Source organism: Chitinophaga solisilvae (assembly GCF_009928525.1).
GTDB lineage: Bacteria > Bacteroidota > Bacteroidia > Chitinophagales > Chitinophagaceae > Chitinophaga > Chitinophaga solisilvae.
On the sequence record NZ_JAABOK010000003.1, the window covers coordinates 263,170 to 279,500 of the forward strand.

Here is a 16,331-nt window from a genome sequence, read left to right on the forward strand (position 1 = left end):
GCAGAACTTTTCGGGAAAATATTGTATTTCAGGTAATTATAATATGTTTGCTTCGTCTGGGAATAGTCATAGCGTCCGGGAATTCATTTTTAGTAATGCTCAAATCCCTATTTTTGCCCCGTTTTAAAAACAAAGTATGAAAAACACACCTTTTACAGCAAAGCACATAGCACTGGGCGCAAAGATGGCTCCATTTGCAGGTTACAACATGCCAATATCCTACACCGGAATTAACGATGAGCACCAGGCGGTGCGTACCAACGCCGGTGTGTTTGATGTAAGTCACATGGGTGAGTTTATATTGAAAGGTGAAAATGCACTGGATCTCATTCAGCGTGTTACCACCAACGATGCCTCCAAACTGACGGCCGGCAAGGCGCAGTACAGCTCCCTGCCCAACAACGAAGGCGGTCTGGTAGATGACCTGCTCGTATACTGCATTGAAGAAAACAAGGTTTATATGCTGGTAGTAAACGCCAGCAATATCGAAAAGGACTGGAACTGGATCAGCCAGTTCAATACACAGCAGGTGGAAATGCACAACATTTCCGATAAAACCTGTCTGCTGGCCATCCAGGGACCTAACGCCACCAGCATTTTACAGCCGCTCACCGATGTGGACATTGTAAACCTGAAATACTACACCTTCGCGAAAGGCGTATTTGCAGGTGTACCGAATGTAATCATCAGCGCTACCGGCTATACCGGCTCCGGTGGTATCGAAATTTATTTTGAAGATACCGACGGCGCTGCTGATAAAATCTGGGATGCTATTTTCGCTGCAGGCGGACCAAAAGGCCTGAAGCCAATTGGCCTGGGCGCGCGCGATACCCTCCGCCTGGAAATGGGTTTCTGCCTGTATGGTAATGATATTGATGACCGTACCTCCCCTATGGAAGCTGGTCTGGGCTGGATCACCAAATTCACCAAAGACTTCCCTTCCCGCGCTATCTTCGAAAAACAGAAAGCAGAAGGTGCACAGCAGAAACTGGTAGGATTTGAAATGCTGGATAAAGGTATCGCCCGCCACGACTACGAAATCAAAGACGCACAGGGCAATGTCATCGGCCGCGTAACTTCAGGTACCCAATCCCCTTCTCTTGGAAAGGCTATTGGCCTGGGCTATGTGAAAACGCCGTTTGCAGCGCTGGATTCAGAGATATTCATTGCCGTAAGAGACAAGGCGCTGAAGGCTAAAGTGGTGAAAGTGCCTTTCCTGGGCTAGGAATAGCCGGTGAAAGTTGTTAATTTCGTTAGCCGGGCTTCCCGCTGTATTGCAAAACAGGTAAAGCCGCAACGCTGCTGATGCGCTGCCGCCTTCTCTCCTTTGTATTTCACGGGAAGCCTGCGTATAACAGGAGTTATTATAATCATTACCATATCTATGCCTACTATTCATTTGACCACCGTTATCCATGCCCCGCTGGCAAGGGTGTATGACCTCAGCAGGAGCATTACACTGCATAAACGCAGCATGACTCATTTGCAGGAAGAAGCTGTCAAAGGCCGCACCAACGGCCTCATATTATACAATGAAACTGTCACCTGGCGGGCCAAGCACCTGGGTAAGATGAGAGAGCTGACAACTAAAATTACAGCCATGCAGGAACATGATTCCTTCACTGATGAAATGACGGAGGGCGACTTCACCCACATGAAGCACCAGCACCATTTCCGGGAAATCGGCAACGGCACGGTAATGATAGATATCATGGATTTTGGTACGCCTTACGGCTGGTTCGGAAGAGTATTTGAACGGATTTACCTGCAAAGATATATGACAAAGCTGCTGCAGGTCCGGAATGAAGTTATTAAGGATTACGCAGAGAGCGAGAAGTGGCGGGTAGTCCTTGATTAATGCATAAAAGCTATTGAATGACAGAAAGCAACAAACCGAGCCTGGAAGTATGTTTATCTCCGGCGCTGTTACATTTATTTGATGTGAAAAACAGTATCGTAGTCATCATAGATGTACTGCGCGCTACCTCTACCATCTGCACAGCCCTGTACAACGGCGCTTCCAGGGTTATACCGGTAGCTACTGTGGAAGAATGCGTAAATATCGGCCGCGCTATCGACGGCATCACCGCCGGCGAACGCGATGGCAGAGTAGCCGAAGGCCTTGTACACGGTAACTCCCCCTTCGAATATCCCAGGGAATTTATCGAAAACAAAACCCTGGTGCTCACTACCACCAACGGTACCAAACTGCTGCATATGGCTAAGGATGCCATTCAGATCGTTACCGGCTCCTTCCCTAATATTACTGCCGTGTGCAACTACCTGGTAGAACAAAAACAAAATGTTATCCTGGGCTGCGCCGCCTGGAAAGACCGTGTAAACATGGAAGATACCCTGTTTGCCGGCGCTGTGGTAAACCGCATCAAACAACACTTCGATGTTAACTGCGATTCAGCCATCGCTGCCGAAACCCTGTATACTGCCGCCCGACCCGATATCCACACCTTCATGAAACAGGCTTCCCACTACCAGCGCCTGGCTAAATATGGTCTGGAAAAAGATATTCAATATTGCCTGACCCCCGACGGCGCCAACATACTCCCCCTGTTCCGCGACGGCGAACTCATAGGCATTTAGTTATTTGATTATTTGAGATTTTGTTGCTCATCATGGTGTCCTTTGAAAGTACAGCAGACATCATGATGAGCAACAAAATCTCAAATAACCAAATAACTAAATGTTTTTTCTGGTGTTGGCGATGAAGTGGACCATTACAATAGACATGGCTATGGGGTAGGAAATCAGCCCGAAATCTGCTCCGGAGGAGATGTTATAGATGGTGGCCATTATCATGGTCAGTAGCAGGATGAGGGCGGAAGGCCTTATCAGGAAGCCGGTTACCAGTGCAAGGCCTCCCAGCAGCTCGGTGATAGCTGCCATAAATCCCCAGAAGGCGGGCCATTGCGTGATACCTATTGTTTTCAGGGTGCCGCCCAGGAAGGTCCAGGTGGCTATGCCGCCTTTCAGTTTTAGTATTCCCAGCACAATAAATAATATGCCGATACCTGTACGCAGTATCAGTGAGCCTGCCTGTCTGTTCTCTTTCATTTTGTAGGATTTAATTGATGATGCAAAATTAAATCCGGCGCAGGGCTGTACAGATGGATAAACAGGCGTTTGTACAGGACATTTCAACCATGCCGGGCCTGTTCCCGGAATTGCAGGGGCGACTGCCCCGTATTTTTTTTGAAGAAGCGGTTGAAGTAGGCGGGATCTTCAAAGCCTACCTGGTAGGCTATTTCCTTGACAGATGATTCTTCCAGCACCAGGAGGCGACGGGCTTCCAGCAGGATGCGGTCGCGGATCAGCGCGCCTGCCGTTTGGCCAGTCAGCTTTTGCGCCAGGCTGTTCAGCTGCCGTGGGGTAATATGCATTTTAGCAGCGTAGTCCTGCACTTCATGCAGGGTGTTAAAGTGGCGGTGCAGCAGCTTTTTGAACTCCAGCAGCTGCGTCTGCTGCAGCCCGGGCAGCAAATGTGGCTCCTGCAATTGTGTGCGCCTGATGCGCATAATCTCCATCAGTATTACACGGATATACGAAAATAACATGGCGGTAGCATCGGCATCTGCCTTATTGTATTCTTCCAGCGCCATCGTCATCAGGCCGGAGAGCCGCGTCAGGGCGGCGGCATCCAGCGATACTACCGGGTACGCCTGCACGTTGTCGAACAGAAAATGTGCCAGCAGCTGGCTGTCCGGGTCATTGCCGCTGCTGAAAAAAGCAGGATTGAACTGTACGGAAAATCCGGAAGACCCTACCCTGTTCAGCAAGTGTACCTGTTCCGGCGATAACATAAATACTACCGACCCTTCAAAAGGATAAGCCACGAAGTCAATATGGTGTACGCCGCTGCTGTTATTCAGCAGCAATATTTCATAATAGTTATGACGATGAGGATACTGTCTGGGGAAAATTTTACCTTCATCTTCTACAGCAGCCACCATCACATCTTTTATGCCTGATGGAGCTACTGCTGTCTGATCCTCGCGGATTGCATGTGTGGGAATATTGGTCCTTGCCATGTCCAAAAGTACAAGTAATTGGTAACAATGTCCCTTGAGCGGGGCAGTGACTGCCAGTAATTTTGGGTATAAAATTTATTATTATGGCAACAGACAACGGAAGAAGAAACTGGATCAAACAGAGCGGTCTGGCAGCAATGGGCTTGCCTTTATTATTTAACAACCCATCAATTTTGACTGATAAACCCGGAAAGATGAAACATTTCATTTGCACCACCTGCGGTGTACAATATGATGCTACCGCTGAAGCGCCTGCCCACTGCCCGATCTGTGAAGATGACCGCCAGTATGTAAACCCTGCCGGCCAGAGCTGGACCACGCTGGATCAGGTAACCAGGCGGCATAAGAATATTATAGAGCTGGTAGCGCCGGATATCTATGCTATTTACACCACGCCCGATTTTGGTATAGGCCAGCGGGCGCACCTGCTGATTACGCCGGAGGGCAATATCCTGTGGGACTGTATTACTAACCTGGACGCCTCAACGATTTCTATAATTAACAAGCTGGGAGGTATCCGGGCTATAGCCCTCTCGCATCCGCATTATTTTTCAACTATTGTGGAGTGGAGCCACGCCTTTGGCAATGTGCCGGTATATGTGCACAAGCTGGATGAAAAGTGGCTGGGCCGCCACGATGCCGTAATTAAGCTATGGGAAGGCCGTGAGCTGTCATTGTGGGGTGGTATGAAGCTGGTACTTTGCGGTGGTCACTTCCCCGGTGCCAATGTGCTGTATACTCCGGCCAATAAGGGCGCGCTGCTGGTAGGTGATGTGATTCAGGTGTCTACAGACCGTAAAACGGTGTCGTTTATGTATAGTTATCCTAATAATGTACCGCTGAATGCTGCCGAAATCAGGACCATCCACGAGGCGGTTCAGCCCCTGGATTATACGGCCATGTATGGCGCATTTGGTAAATATATCCTCAGCGGAGCCAGGGATGCCATGGATTTTTCTGTGAAAAGGTACCTGCAGCATATCCGGTAGAAAAATTAATTTTTTGAATGATACAATTGTAATTTATTGATAAACAGTAGTAAAAAAGTACTGTTTGGAAATTTCTCCGGTTGCTTTATGGCAGCAGCCTGTAGCCGGTATGCTGCCATAGGGAACTTGGCGAAACCGGGAGATATAGCTGCGGTTTATTTCAGATTTCTGCTTACTTTTGTGGATTGCCTTTTTATCAGCGGTTAAAGATTTTTGATATATTTATTTACCCCGTAGGTTGATAATAAAAGCAGGCAACAACGATAAAAGTATGTCGCTACCCCATTTGCTCAAATATGTCTACAATAACGGCACTGATGAAGTGATCCGCAGGGGGAAGCGTATTTTTTCTACCGGAGGAGTGGAACTGATTGAAGCTGACCCGGTATTGAAAACGGCTACTTTCCGCGTCAAGAGCGACACCCATGCCAATTACTACCGCGTTTCCATCAATAAGTACGGAGAAACCAGCGGTATGTCCATACGTTGCCAATGTCCCTATAACCTGGGCGACATTTGCCGGCATGAGGCGGCTGCGCTGTTCCAGCTTCAGGAGATGCTGGACAAAAATCACTTTGAAAGCTTTGATACGCAGTTTGATCAGCAGCACACGCTGATTAAAATGAAATCCATCGATATTAAAACGATCAAACTGCTCACTTCCAGCACTATCCTGTCACAGGCGGAAACTATCGCCAAACAGCACCCTGCCGTCATCAAACAGGCTAAGGACGAAAAGGTGGAAGCCCTGCTCAAAGTGGATAAAAAGGAATATCCCCTGATTATCCAGCGCAATGAAGAGCGTTTCTTTGATACGCACTGTACCTGCGATGAAACAGATCATGCCCTGTGCGTACATAAAACCGCCCTGTTCCTGCAATTGCTGCAGCAACACGGTCCGTTTTACTTTGACACCCTGCGCAACTGGGATAAGGAAAAGAATAAACTGCTCTCTTTATACGGTTACTCACTGACAGACGACCTGGATGGTAAATTTGCCTTCTCCTATATGGATGGCAAGCCCTTCCTGCGCGTGCTGGATCCCAGTATCAAACGGGTAGACGGACAGGCGGCAGGCCGGCAGCAGGTGACCGCTCCGCCCCCGCCGGAAGAAACCATCACCGTATCTCAACGGCTGGCAGCTGTTTTCAATGCCAACGAAACATTATACCCTTACTTTAAAATAGATATCGTCAGCGGTGAAGTAAACGAAGACCAAAACGCCTTCGTGACCCTAGCCAGCAAACTGGACCTTACCAAATACGTTGACTTCTATCAATACAAGGAAAAAGACAGGGAACTGATAGCGCCTATACGAAAATTACAGAGCGCGGAAGTCAGCAAATTCCTCAGCAAAAATTCTCCGTTTGCAGGCATCTGGGAAAATATCACCCATGAAAATGCGGAAGAACTTCCCACTGAAACGAAAGAACTGATGCTCGAATACCTGCACCCTAAACTGGCCAAACTGTTCCCGCAGCTGGCAGAACAGGGCCTGGTATTCTACCTGCCCAACAGGCAGCAGTTTAAAACAAAGAACTTACAGCACTTGCAGATCGGCGCTGAAAGACTGAAGCTCGTCATCACCACCACTACGGGCAATACCAACGTGGAAGTGAACTGCTTCGTGTCCATCGAAGGCGAAATGATCAATGTGTCTGAAAATATGTGGGACAGCCCTATCCTGTTCCTCTACCAGAACGTTATCTACCTTTTTGAAAGCCCGCAGGATGCCCTGCACGTAGAGCTTTTCAGGCAGAAGGGAAAACTGCTCATCCCCAACCGGGAATGGCCGGCCTACCTGAAAGATTATCTGCTGCCACTCAGCAGACAATACGATATACGCTTCGATAAAGGCCTGCTGGCGGAAGTCAGCGATATTGCGCCGGAATGCCGTGTATATCTGAAAGAACTGGGCGAAACATTTATCATCCAGCCGGGGTTCGCTTACCGCGGACAGGAAGTGGAATGGAACGATGAAAGCAAAATCACCGTTCAGGAAGGTAATAAAGTACTGATCATCCACCGGAACAAGGAAGCGGAAGAAGAATTTGTCAATAAACTGCGCACGCTGCATACCAACTTCGCGCAGCACGATAACCACAACTACTTCTATCTGCGCGCCAAAGAAGCGCTGAAGAACAACTGGTTCTTCCTCTTCTTCGACGCCCTGAAAGAAATGAATGTGCGCGTTTTCGGCTTCGATAACCTGCGTAACTTCAAATTCAGCTCGCATAAACCCGTTACAAACCTGCAGATCAGCTCCGGTATCGATTGGTTTGACGCCCAGATTGAAGTATTGTACGGCGACCAGAAAGTAAGCATCAAGGATATTAAAAACGCGCTGGCCAACAAACAAAACTATGTGCAACTGGCGGACGGCTCCCTGGGGCTGCTGCCGGAAGAATGGCTGCGCAAATACTCCCTGCTGTTTAAAGTCGGCGAAGAAAAAGACAAAGGACTTAAACTCAGCAAATACAACTTCAGCGTTATTGATGAACTGTACGAGTTTATCGATGATGAAGCCGTAGTAATAGAACTGGAACAAAAACGCAAGAAGCTGCTGCAGTTTGATGAAATCCGCAACATCTCCCTGCCGCATAACCTGCAGGCCACCCTGCGCCCTTACCAGGAAAGCGGTTTCCAGTGGCTCAACTACCTCGATGAAATCAAATGGGGCGGTATCCTCGCGGATGACATGGGGCTTGGTAAAACCATCCAGGCGCTTACCTTCGTACAATACTACAAGAACAAAAACGGCGGTAAATGCATGGCGCTGGTAGTTTGCCCTACCACCCTGATATATAACTGGGAAAATGAGATCCGGAAATTTACCCCGGAAATCAAACACCATATTCATCATGGCCCTACCCGCCTGAAAGATTCCGGCGAGCTGGCCAAATTTGATGTAATCATCACCACCTACGGCACCCTGCGCAGCGATATACAGACGCTCATGAAACTGGAATTCGACTATGTGATACTCGATGAATCCCAGGCGATCAAGAATCCGCAGTCCAAAGTGACCAAAGCAGCCCAGCTGCTGCACACCAAAAACAGGCTGGCGCTGAGTGGTACACCCATGCAGAACAATACCTTCGATATTTACGCGCAGATGAACTTCCTCAACCCCGGTATGCTGGGCAGCGTTGATTTCTTCCGGAATGAATTTGCCACCCCCATCGATAAATTCCAGGATGAGGAAAGAAAAGAACACCTGCGTAAACTGATATATCCGTTTATACTGCGCCGTACCAAGGAACAGGTAGCCAAAGACCTGCCGGATAAAATTGAAACCGTCATCTTTTGTGAGATGGATGCGGAACAGCGTCACATCTATGATGCCTACCGCAATACTTACCGTTCCAAAATTCTGGGTGTTATTGAAGACCAGGGTATGGAACGCTCCCAGCTCACCATCCTGCAGGGCCTCATGAAACTGCGCCAGATATGCGATTCCCCGGCTATCCTGAATGATACGGAACAGTATCCGAACCATTCAGTGAAACTCCATGAGCTGACCCGCGAAATATCCGAGAACATCGGCAACCATAAAGTACTGGTGTTTTCACAGTTCCTGGGCATGCTGGGCCTGATCCGGGAAAGACTGCAGCACATGAAAATACCATACGAGTATTTCGATGGCAGCACCTCTACCATGGAACGTGAAAAAGCCATCCAGAACTTCCAGCATAATGATGAATGCCGCGTATTCCTCATCTCCCTGAAAGCCGGTGGCGTAGGTCTTAACCTCACCGCTGCAGACTACGTATACATCGTAGATCCCTGGTGGAACCCCGCCGTGGAGCAGCAGGCCATTGACCGTACCCACCGTATTGGCCAGACAAAGAACATCTTTGCCTACCGCATGATATGTAAGGATACCGTAGAAGAAAAAATCCTGCAGCTCCAGGAGCGTAAAAAATCACTCGTAAAAGAAATCATCTCCGACGATAGCGGCTTCGTAAAGAAACTCACCAAAGAAGACGTGTTGTATCTCTTCAGTTAATGGAGAGCGTTTTATTTGAGATTTGATTATTTGAGATTTAATTATTTAAAATGCAGCGGAGATCTGAGCAAATATTTATGCTTAGGTCTCCGCTGCATTTTAAATAACCAAATCTCAAATAACCAAATCTCAAATAATTCCTTGTTGTTGTCACGTTTTGTTTTTCCGTTGTGTCTTATCAGAGAACAATCGTTAAAAACATAAAAATTACGAACATGACACAGATTAATGTCTCCGAACTGATTATTGTAAAAGTTACCTATACGGTGAAAGCGTCTTTTGCGCGTCAGAACCAGCAGAATATTGATGCCGCCTTACAGGAAGTGCGTGCGCTGAATAACCCTGATATCCGCTATAGTGCCCTGATTGGCGACGATGGCAAAACGTTTACCCACCTGGCTATATTCAAAAATGCCACAGCTCAGCAGCTGTTACTGAACCTGCCCGTTTTTAAAAGTTTCCAGCAGCAACGCGATGACAGCGGCCTGGAAACAGCTCCTCAGATAGAAGTAATGCAGCTGGCATCTTCTTCCTACGATATTTTCAATTGATTTTTTTCTTCACCATTATTACACCCTTTCATTATGCAAGCACCTAAAAAATGGAAGATGGCTGTGCTGGTATGGACAGCCATTTACCCCACCATCACTATATTTTTTGCCCTTGCCGGCAGTCTGCTGGAACATATACCTGTATTACCCCTGCGCACGCTGGTATCCACTATGGTAGTAGTGCCGCTGATGGTATATTTTATCGTTCCCTTTTTATCCAAACGTTTTCAACGCTGGCTGGAGCACTAGATAAAGTGCTCTTTTTCCGGCGGTTTTTGTAAGTGTTTGACATGAGGTAGGTGCTGAAATTCAACTTACCATGATTTTTTTATACATGTAGGATAATTCTAAAATAAAAAATGGAACACTATCTTGCGTTCTTAATTTTTATCCATATTAATTATCTCTACCTATGATGCTGAACAGATTCAGTAAAACACTGGCCGGTGCTGGCCTGGTGCTGGCAATGGCTGCCTGTACTTCCAAAAAGGATGGTAACATCGATAATCCGCCAACAACTGTTGCAGAAGACAAAGCCGCTATTACCGCTACCAGCAAAGAACTGGTACAGGGGGTTAAAAACCTGAGCGATGGCCAGATGGTACGCTCCCTATTCAAAACAATTGGCCTGGAAAATGGTCAGATTAAGAATGAAGTCTGGATGGACGACCTGACAGACGCTCTGGATATGGCTTTTTTAGGCTTTGAACTGGATCCTGAAACCAGCCGTTTCGACTTCTCCAGATATTCCGGTGAATATACCTGGAACGCACAAACGAAGAAATTTGTAAAAACTGCCGCCAGTGATATCACCGTGAAATTCCCGGCAGATCCGGCTTCTGCCACCAACGATTACGTATTCAAAATCTCCGAGTATAAAGATGGTAAGTATAAGGTAAACATGAAAGATGTATACCTCCCTACCGCTATTAAAGCAAACCTGAAGAAAGGCGCCGACGAACTGCTGACGCTGACCTTCAACGCTGAATTCAGCACCGGTAACTTCCCTATCCCTTCCAATATTCAACTGCTGCTGAAACTGAAGCCGGTAGACTTTGCCGTGAAAGTGACCAAACTCAGCGACACTCAGTTTGACGTAGCCACCAGGCTGCTGGCCGTTGGGGATAACGCTACCGCACTCAATGCGAAAGTGACTTTCAAGGATAATGACTACAATAACCTGGATATTGAAGAAGACCTGATCGCTGTAGAAGGCGCCCTGAAACAAGGTAACCTGACCCTGAAAGGCGCCCTGGATGCGAAAAGCTACTTCCTGCTGCCCGATGGCGCCAGCGCAGATAAATTCAATACCGTATTCAACCTCAGCGCATTTTCAAAAGACCAGGAAATCGGTCAGCTGAAACTGAAAGACAATAATAACGGTCAGGAAATGGTGATCTTCTACAAAGACAAAACCTCAGAGAAAGCATCTGTATACACCGAGGCTTTTATCAAAGACCTGAAAGCTGTGCTGCAGCCTGACTTTGGTACTGATGTGGAAAACTGGTTTGAGCGCACTGCTCAGTCCAAAGGTAGCTTCGCTAAGAAGATAGTGAACATTAAAAACAAAGTGAGTGGCTGGATCGGCAAAAAATAAACTGAAACTATTGATTACAGCGGTACTGACGTTCGTCAGCACCGCTGTTTTTTCCCAGGATTCTACGGTGGTGCGTTACCGTTATCAGCATGAACTGGGAATTGATGTAGCGAACATCCTCACCTTCCTGAAACGTAATGCCGATTCTTACCTGCTGAATTACCGCTGGCATTACCGGCCTAACCGGGCTGTGCGCGCCGCATTCAATATGGCATTGTCCGACAAAAGCTCTATGGGCTTATATCCGGAAGGCCGCCTGGGGCACCAGTGGGGAGCCGCTATTGATAACTGGCGCTTATATGGCGGCGGTGACCTGTATGCCGCTTTCGGGCATCATAATAATCTTTCCGGTTCCTACTGGAAGCTGGGAATAGGTCCGGTGGTGGGAGTGCAGTACTTTTTCAACAAACATATTTCTCTCTCTACAGAGGTAACGCTGAATGCATTTTATAGCCTGCCGGACGACCCGAAGTCATTTGATCCGGATGCAGATAAAACATTTTATGAGTTCCGTTTCGGTTCAGTAGGTATGTTTCATATCAACTACCACTTCGGAAAAAAGAAATTATAAACCCTTCCGTTTCTGAAGATACCCTTCAGATTCTGCATGGTTTATCCGTTTTATATCCTTCCCTATTTTACCTATCCATTTATTTATAGCATTGAAAATCAGCTGAATATCGCTTTTTTTCAATGCTTTTTTTATTACTGGCACCCCGCTGGTATTACCGGTAACTGTATCAAAATATTTGATCATCATGTTACCAGATTCGAAAATCTCACAGTTAATCGGTCAGCAGATTCCGGCTTTATCCTTTCCTATGCAGCAGATAGCGGCAAAAGAGAGGATCACCAGCGTTATCCACACCTTTGCTGATTACACCGGCAGTATGATCCGGCAGAACCACCTGGAAGAAGTTAAACGTTGCTTTACCATTGCGGGGGTGCTGTACCGCAATGGCAGCGGGGTGCTGCGCAATGCCATCGAAAGCGTGTTTCTCTTTGCACTGTCTCCGGTACTGTGTACCCGCCATTCCGCGCTGCTGCCATTATCCCTGAAATCGGTAAGAACACAGTATTTACAAACCACCGCGATATAAAACATTTTTTATGATGATGACCATTTTGCTCGTACTGGCAGGACTGGCTTGTTTTGCAGTATTCTTTAAATCAGTAGACTATTTCGAAAAGATATAAACACCTCTTCATTTATGACTTCATTATTCGTGTTATCAATACTTGTTTTCGGCTACATGATTTATGTATTACTGAAACCTGAGAAATTCTGAGAGCCACCTAACCTATGCGGCTACACGCAACGTTTTAACTAACTATAGAAATGACAACAGAAATTTTAGGCGTTATTGCCACCTATGGACTAACACTGCTACTGGCCTGGCCTTTGGCGAGGTACATTGTAAAAGTATTCAAAGGTGAGAGAACCTGGTCAGATTTTATGGCGCCGCTGGAACGGCTGTTCTATAAAATATCGGGTATCAATCCCAAAGAGGAAATGACCTGGAAAGAGCATCTCAAAGCACTCCTGACTATTAATATGGTGTGGTTTGTATATGCATTTTTTGCATTGATGTTCCAGGACAAGCTGCCGCTGAACCCGGATGGAAATCCCGGTCAGTCCGCCGATCTGGCATTTAACACCGCCATCAGCTTTGTGGTGAACTGCAACCTGCAGCACTACTCCGGCGAATCCGGCGTTACCTACTTCACACAATTATTTGTGCTGGCCTTCCTGCAGTTTGTAAGCGCCGCCACCGGTATTGCTGCACTGATAGTGGTTTTCAAAGCCTTTAAGGAAAAAACTACTACCAAACTTGGTAACTTCTGGGAGTTCTTCCTGAAGTCCATTACCCGTATACTGTTACCATTCAGCGTAGTGATTGCGCTGATACTGATATTTAACGGAACGCCTGCCAGTTATGCCGGTAAAGATACTGTGGTAACCATGCAGGGCGATACTGTTAACGTATCCCGAGGACCTGCAGCTGGTTTCGTCGCCATCAAGCACCTGGGAACCAATGGGGGCGGATGGTTTGGCGCCAACTCGGCACATCCGCTGGAGAACCCTACCTATATTACCTGGGCTACTGAAATGGTGGCGCAGGTGGTCATACCCATCGCATTGGTGTTTGCACTGGGCATGTTCATCAACCGGCGCAAATTCGCTTATGTCATCTTCGGTATTATGACCATCGGTATGTTATGTCTGCTCATACCTTCCATGCAGGCAGAAATCAATGGTAACCCGGCTATTGCGCAGATGGGTGTACAGCAGGCTACCGGCGCCATGGAAGGCAAGGAAGTCCGCTTCGGCCCTGCTGCCACCGGTTACTGGAGTACTGTTACTACGATCATCTCCACCGGATCTGTGTGTGGCTGGCACGACAGCACTATGCCGCTCACCGGTATGATGCAGCTGCTGGGCATGATGCTGAACTGCTTCTACGGCGGTTGCGGTGTGGGTATCCTCAACTATTACATCTATATCATCATTGCGGTATTCATCTCCGGCCTGATGGTGGGCCGTACGCCTGAGTTCATGGGGCATAAGCTGGAAGCGCGGGAAGTGAAAATTGCGGCACTGATTACACTGCTGTCTCCCTTCCTGATACTGGCAGGTACGGCGCTGTCATCCTATGTACTGGCGCATCATCCGGATGCCAACTGGGCAGTGAAACCATCGGCCTGGCTGAATAATCCCGGCTATCATGGCTTCTCTGAAATGCTGTATGAGTATACTTCTGCCAATGCCAACAACGGCTCCGGTTTCGAAGGACTGGGAGATGGAAATATATTCTGGAACGTGTCTACCGGATTCGTGCTGATACTGGGCCGCTTCCTGCCAATCGTAGGTCCGCTGGCCATTGCCGGCCTGATGGCTTCTAAAAAATATGTGCCTGCATCGGCAGGTACGCTGAGAACAGACTCACTCACTTTCGGTGTAATGACATTTGCCGTAATCGTGATACTGACAGCGCTGGCTTATTTCCCTGCACTGGCATTAGGTCCTATCGCAGAGTATTTTTCCCTGTACAGATGATAAATCAATAACGACTAATTACTATGAAGAAAGATAATAAATTGTTTCCGAGGGAACAGGTGATGGAAAGCCTGAAACAATCCTTTGTGAAGCTGAATCCTAAGCTGATGTTCAGAAACCCGGTGATGTTCACCGTGGAGATAGGCACCGTGGTGATGCTGATAGTAGCGCTGTATTCCCTGTTCACAGGTAATAAGGATCAGGGTAGTGCTGCCTATAATATAGCCATCTTCGTTATCCTGTTCCTCACCGTATTGTTCGCCAATTTTGCGGAAGCCATTGCGGAAGCCCGTGGTAAAGCGCAGGCGGAGAGTCTGCGTAAGACAAGAGAAGAAACGCCTGCCAAAAAAATTGAACTGATCGGTGAAATATTCACCAATGAAGTGAAAGTGGTCTCCTCTTCTACCCTGCGCAAAGGCGATATTTTCGTATGTGATCCGGGAGATATTATTCCTGCAGACGGAGAAATCATTGCGGGGCTGGCCAGCATTGACGAATCTGCCATCACTGGTGAAAGTGCGCCGGTGATCCGCGAAGCAGGCGGCGATAAATCCAGTGTGGTGGGCGGTACCAAGGTATTGTCCGACCATATTAAAGTACGTGTAACCACTGAACCGGGAGAATCTTTCCTGGATAAGATGATCGCCCTGGTAGAAGGCGCAAGCCGTCAGAAAACGCCTAATGAAATAGCGCTCACTATTCTGCTGGCCAGCTTCACCATCGTATTTATCATTGTGTGCGTAACGCTGAAACCTTTTGCGGACTATGCACAAACGCCTATTACGATTGCGGCCTTCATCTCATTGTTTGTCTGCCTTATTCCTACTACCATCGGCGGTTTGTTGTCTGCCATCGGTATTGCCGGTATGGACCGTGCGCTGCGTGCGAATGTAATCACCAAATCCGGAAAGGCGGTAGAAACTGCCGGTGATATTGACGTATTACTGCTGGATAAAACAGGTACCATCACCATCGGTAATCGTAAGGCTACCAATTTCTGGCCTACCAATGGCTTGCCTCCGGAAGAATTTATCCGTCTGTGCGCCCTCAGCTCTTTATCGGATGAAACACCGGAAGGTAAGTCCATCGTGGAGCTGGCAGGGAAAGATATGGTAAGCAGGCTGTCTGTTTCCGGTTCCACGCTGGTAAAATTCACCGCCGAAACCCGCAGCAGCGGTATAGATATGCCCGATGGCAACCGTATCCGTAAGGGTGCGTATGATGCCATCAAAAGGCTGACAGAGAAAGAAGGGTTTCATTTCCCGGCAGAAACAAAAGAACGGGTAGAAGCTATTTCCAAAGATGGTGGTACCCCGCTGGTGGTGGCCCTCAACAGCAAAGTGCAGGGGGTCATAGAACTGCAGGATATTATCAAACCTGGTATCAGCGAACGTTTTGAGCGGCTGCGCAAAATGGGTGTAAAAACGGTGATGGTCACCGGCGATAATCCGCTGACTGCAAAATATATTGCCACCAAAGCCGGTGTGGACGACTTCATCGCCGAAGCCAAACCGGAAGATAAGATGTCCTATATCCGCAGGGAGCAGCAGGATGGCCGCCTGGTGGCTATGATGGGCGATGGTACCAACGATGCGCCGGCGCTGGCTCAGGCAGATGTTGGCGTGGCCATGAACAGCGGTACACAGGCCGCCAAGGAAGCCGGTAACATGGTAGACCTTGACAATGACCCTACCAAACTCATTGAAATAGTGGAAATCGGTAAACAGCTGCTGATGACCCGTGGTACGCTCACCACCTTTTCCATTGCAAACGACGTAGCCAAATATTTCGCTATCGTACCGGCGCTGTTCGTGGCTTCCATTCCCGCTTTGCAGGGCATCAACATCATGAAGCTGCATAGTCCTGAAACAGCTATTCTCAGCGCTGTTATTTTCAACGCTATCATTATACCTATGCTTATTCCGCTGGCATTGCGCGGCGTGGCCTACAAGCCTATCGGCGCCAGCGCACTGCTCCGCAGGAACCTGCTGATATATGGTGTGGGCGGCGTTATTGCACCTTTCATCGGTATCAAGCTGATTGATATGCTGATAGCTCTTTTTATGTAAAACAGATCATCTGAA

16 protein-coding genes are annotated in these 16,331 nt (G+C 47.8%); 13 read left to right on the forward strand and 3 right to left on the reverse strand.

The genetic code is table 11. From position 1 onward, the window contains the following. Nucleotides 1-136: 136 nt before the first annotated feature. Complete coding sequence (gene gcvT / locus GWG06_RS07075) at nt 137-1,225, forward strand: glycine cleavage system aminomethyltransferase GcvT (protein WP_160712251.1); 1,089 nt, start codon at nt 137-139, stop codon at nt 1,223-1,225. Here the strand turns inward: gcvT and GWG06_RS30555 are convergent. Further along, entirely contained in the window at nt 1,222-1,374 is a 153-nt protein-coding gene (locus GWG06_RS30555) for a hypothetical protein (RefSeq protein ID WP_235938189.1), read from the reverse strand. The genes gcvT and GWG06_RS30555 overlap by 4 nt on opposite strands. A gap of 10 nt (nt 1,375-1,384) precedes the next feature. Between GWG06_RS30555 and GWG06_RS07080 the strand changes: the two genes are divergently transcribed. Further along, the gene (locus tag GWG06_RS07080; protein ID WP_127034750.1) at nt 1,385-1,858 is read left to right on the forward strand and encodes an SRPBCC family protein; all 474 of its coding nucleotides are present in this window, start codon (nt 1,385-1,387) and stop codon (nt 1,856-1,858) included. A gap of 17 nt (nt 1,859-1,875) precedes the next feature. Beyond that, a complete protein-coding gene (locus GWG06_RS07085; RefSeq protein ID WP_127034752.1) occupies nt 1,876-2,598 on the forward strand; it encodes a 2-phosphosulfolactate phosphatase in 723 nt (240 codons plus the stop codon). Between the two features lie 96 nt (nt 2,599-2,694). Here the strand turns inward: GWG06_RS07085 and GWG06_RS07090 are convergent, their stop codons facing one another. Both GWG06_RS07090 and GWG06_RS07095 read right to left on the reverse strand, forming a co-directional pair. Further along, on the reverse strand, nt 2,695-3,069 hold the full coding sequence (locus tag GWG06_RS07090; protein WP_160712253.1) for a DoxX family protein: 375 nt from the start codon (nt 3,067-3,069) through the stop codon (nt 2,695-2,697). An 83-nt stretch (nt 3,070-3,152) separates the two neighbouring features. After that, a complete protein-coding gene (locus GWG06_RS07095) occupies nt 3,153-4,043 on the reverse strand; it encodes an AraC family transcriptional regulator (RefSeq protein ID WP_127034756.1) in 891 nt (296 codons plus the stop codon). A gap of 194 nt (nt 4,044-4,237) precedes the next feature. Between GWG06_RS07095 and GWG06_RS07100 the strand changes: the two genes are divergently transcribed. From GWG06_RS07100 to kdpB, 10 genes are all read left to right on the forward strand, one after another. After that, nucleotides 4,238-5,032, forward strand: a complete 795-nt coding sequence (locus GWG06_RS07100; RefSeq protein ID WP_160712255.1) for an MBL fold metallo-hydrolase — start codon at nt 4,238-4,240, stop codon at nt 5,030-5,032. Between the two features lie 271 nt (nt 5,033-5,303). Then, nucleotides 5,304-9,041, forward strand: a complete 3,738-nt coding sequence (locus GWG06_RS07105) for an SNF2-related protein (protein ID WP_127034760.1) — start codon at nt 5,304-5,306, stop codon at nt 9,039-9,041. A 215-nt stretch (nt 9,042-9,256) separates the two neighbouring features. Further along, the gene (locus GWG06_RS07110; RefSeq protein WP_202182970.1) at nt 9,257-9,592 is read left to right on the forward strand and encodes a hypothetical protein; all 336 of its coding nucleotides are present in this window, start codon (nt 9,257-9,259) and stop codon (nt 9,590-9,592) included. 33 nt (nt 9,593-9,625) lie between these two features. Beyond that, nucleotides 9,626-9,841 (forward strand): putative antibiotic biosynthesis monooxygenase, encoded by a 216-nt coding sequence (locus tag GWG06_RS07115; protein WP_127034762.1) that lies wholly within the window; start codon nt 9,626-9,628, stop codon nt 9,839-9,841. Nucleotides 9,842-10,004: 163 nt separating this feature from the next. Continuing rightward, nucleotides 10,005-11,189 (forward strand): hypothetical protein, encoded by a 1,185-nt coding sequence (locus GWG06_RS07120; protein ID WP_127034764.1) that lies wholly within the window; start codon nt 10,005-10,007, stop codon nt 11,187-11,189. Further along, complete coding sequence (locus GWG06_RS07125) at nt 11,167-11,760, forward strand: hypothetical protein (protein ID WP_160712257.1); 594 nt, start codon at nt 11,167-11,169, stop codon at nt 11,758-11,760. Before GWG06_RS07120 ends, GWG06_RS07125 begins: the two co-directional genes overlap by 23 nt. Nucleotides 11,761-11,947: 187 nt before the next feature. Next, nucleotides 11,948-12,289 carry a DUF7674 family protein gene (locus GWG06_RS07130; protein WP_127034768.1) on the forward strand — a complete coding sequence of 114 codons (342 nt, stop codon included), beginning with the start codon at nt 11,948-11,950 and terminating at the stop codon, nt 12,287-12,289. A 111-nt stretch (nt 12,290-12,400) separates the two neighbouring features. Then, nucleotides 12,401-12,478 (forward strand): potassium-transporting ATPase subunit F, encoded by a 78-nt coding sequence (locus tag GWG06_RS30815; protein ID WP_160712615.1) that lies wholly within the window; start codon nt 12,401-12,403, stop codon nt 12,476-12,478. 50 nt (nt 12,479-12,528) lie between these two features. Further along, a complete protein-coding gene (gene kdpA / locus GWG06_RS07140) occupies nt 12,529-14,247 on the forward strand; it encodes a potassium-transporting ATPase subunit KdpA (protein ID WP_160712259.1) in 1,719 nt (572 codons plus the stop codon). Between the two features lie 23 nt (nt 14,248-14,270). Next, nucleotides 14,271-16,316 (forward strand): potassium-transporting ATPase subunit KdpB, encoded by a 2,046-nt coding sequence (kdpB, locus tag GWG06_RS07145; protein WP_160712261.1) that lies wholly within the window; start codon nt 14,271-14,273, stop codon nt 16,314-16,316. The last annotated feature ends 15 nt before the right edge of the window (nt 16,317-16,331 follow it).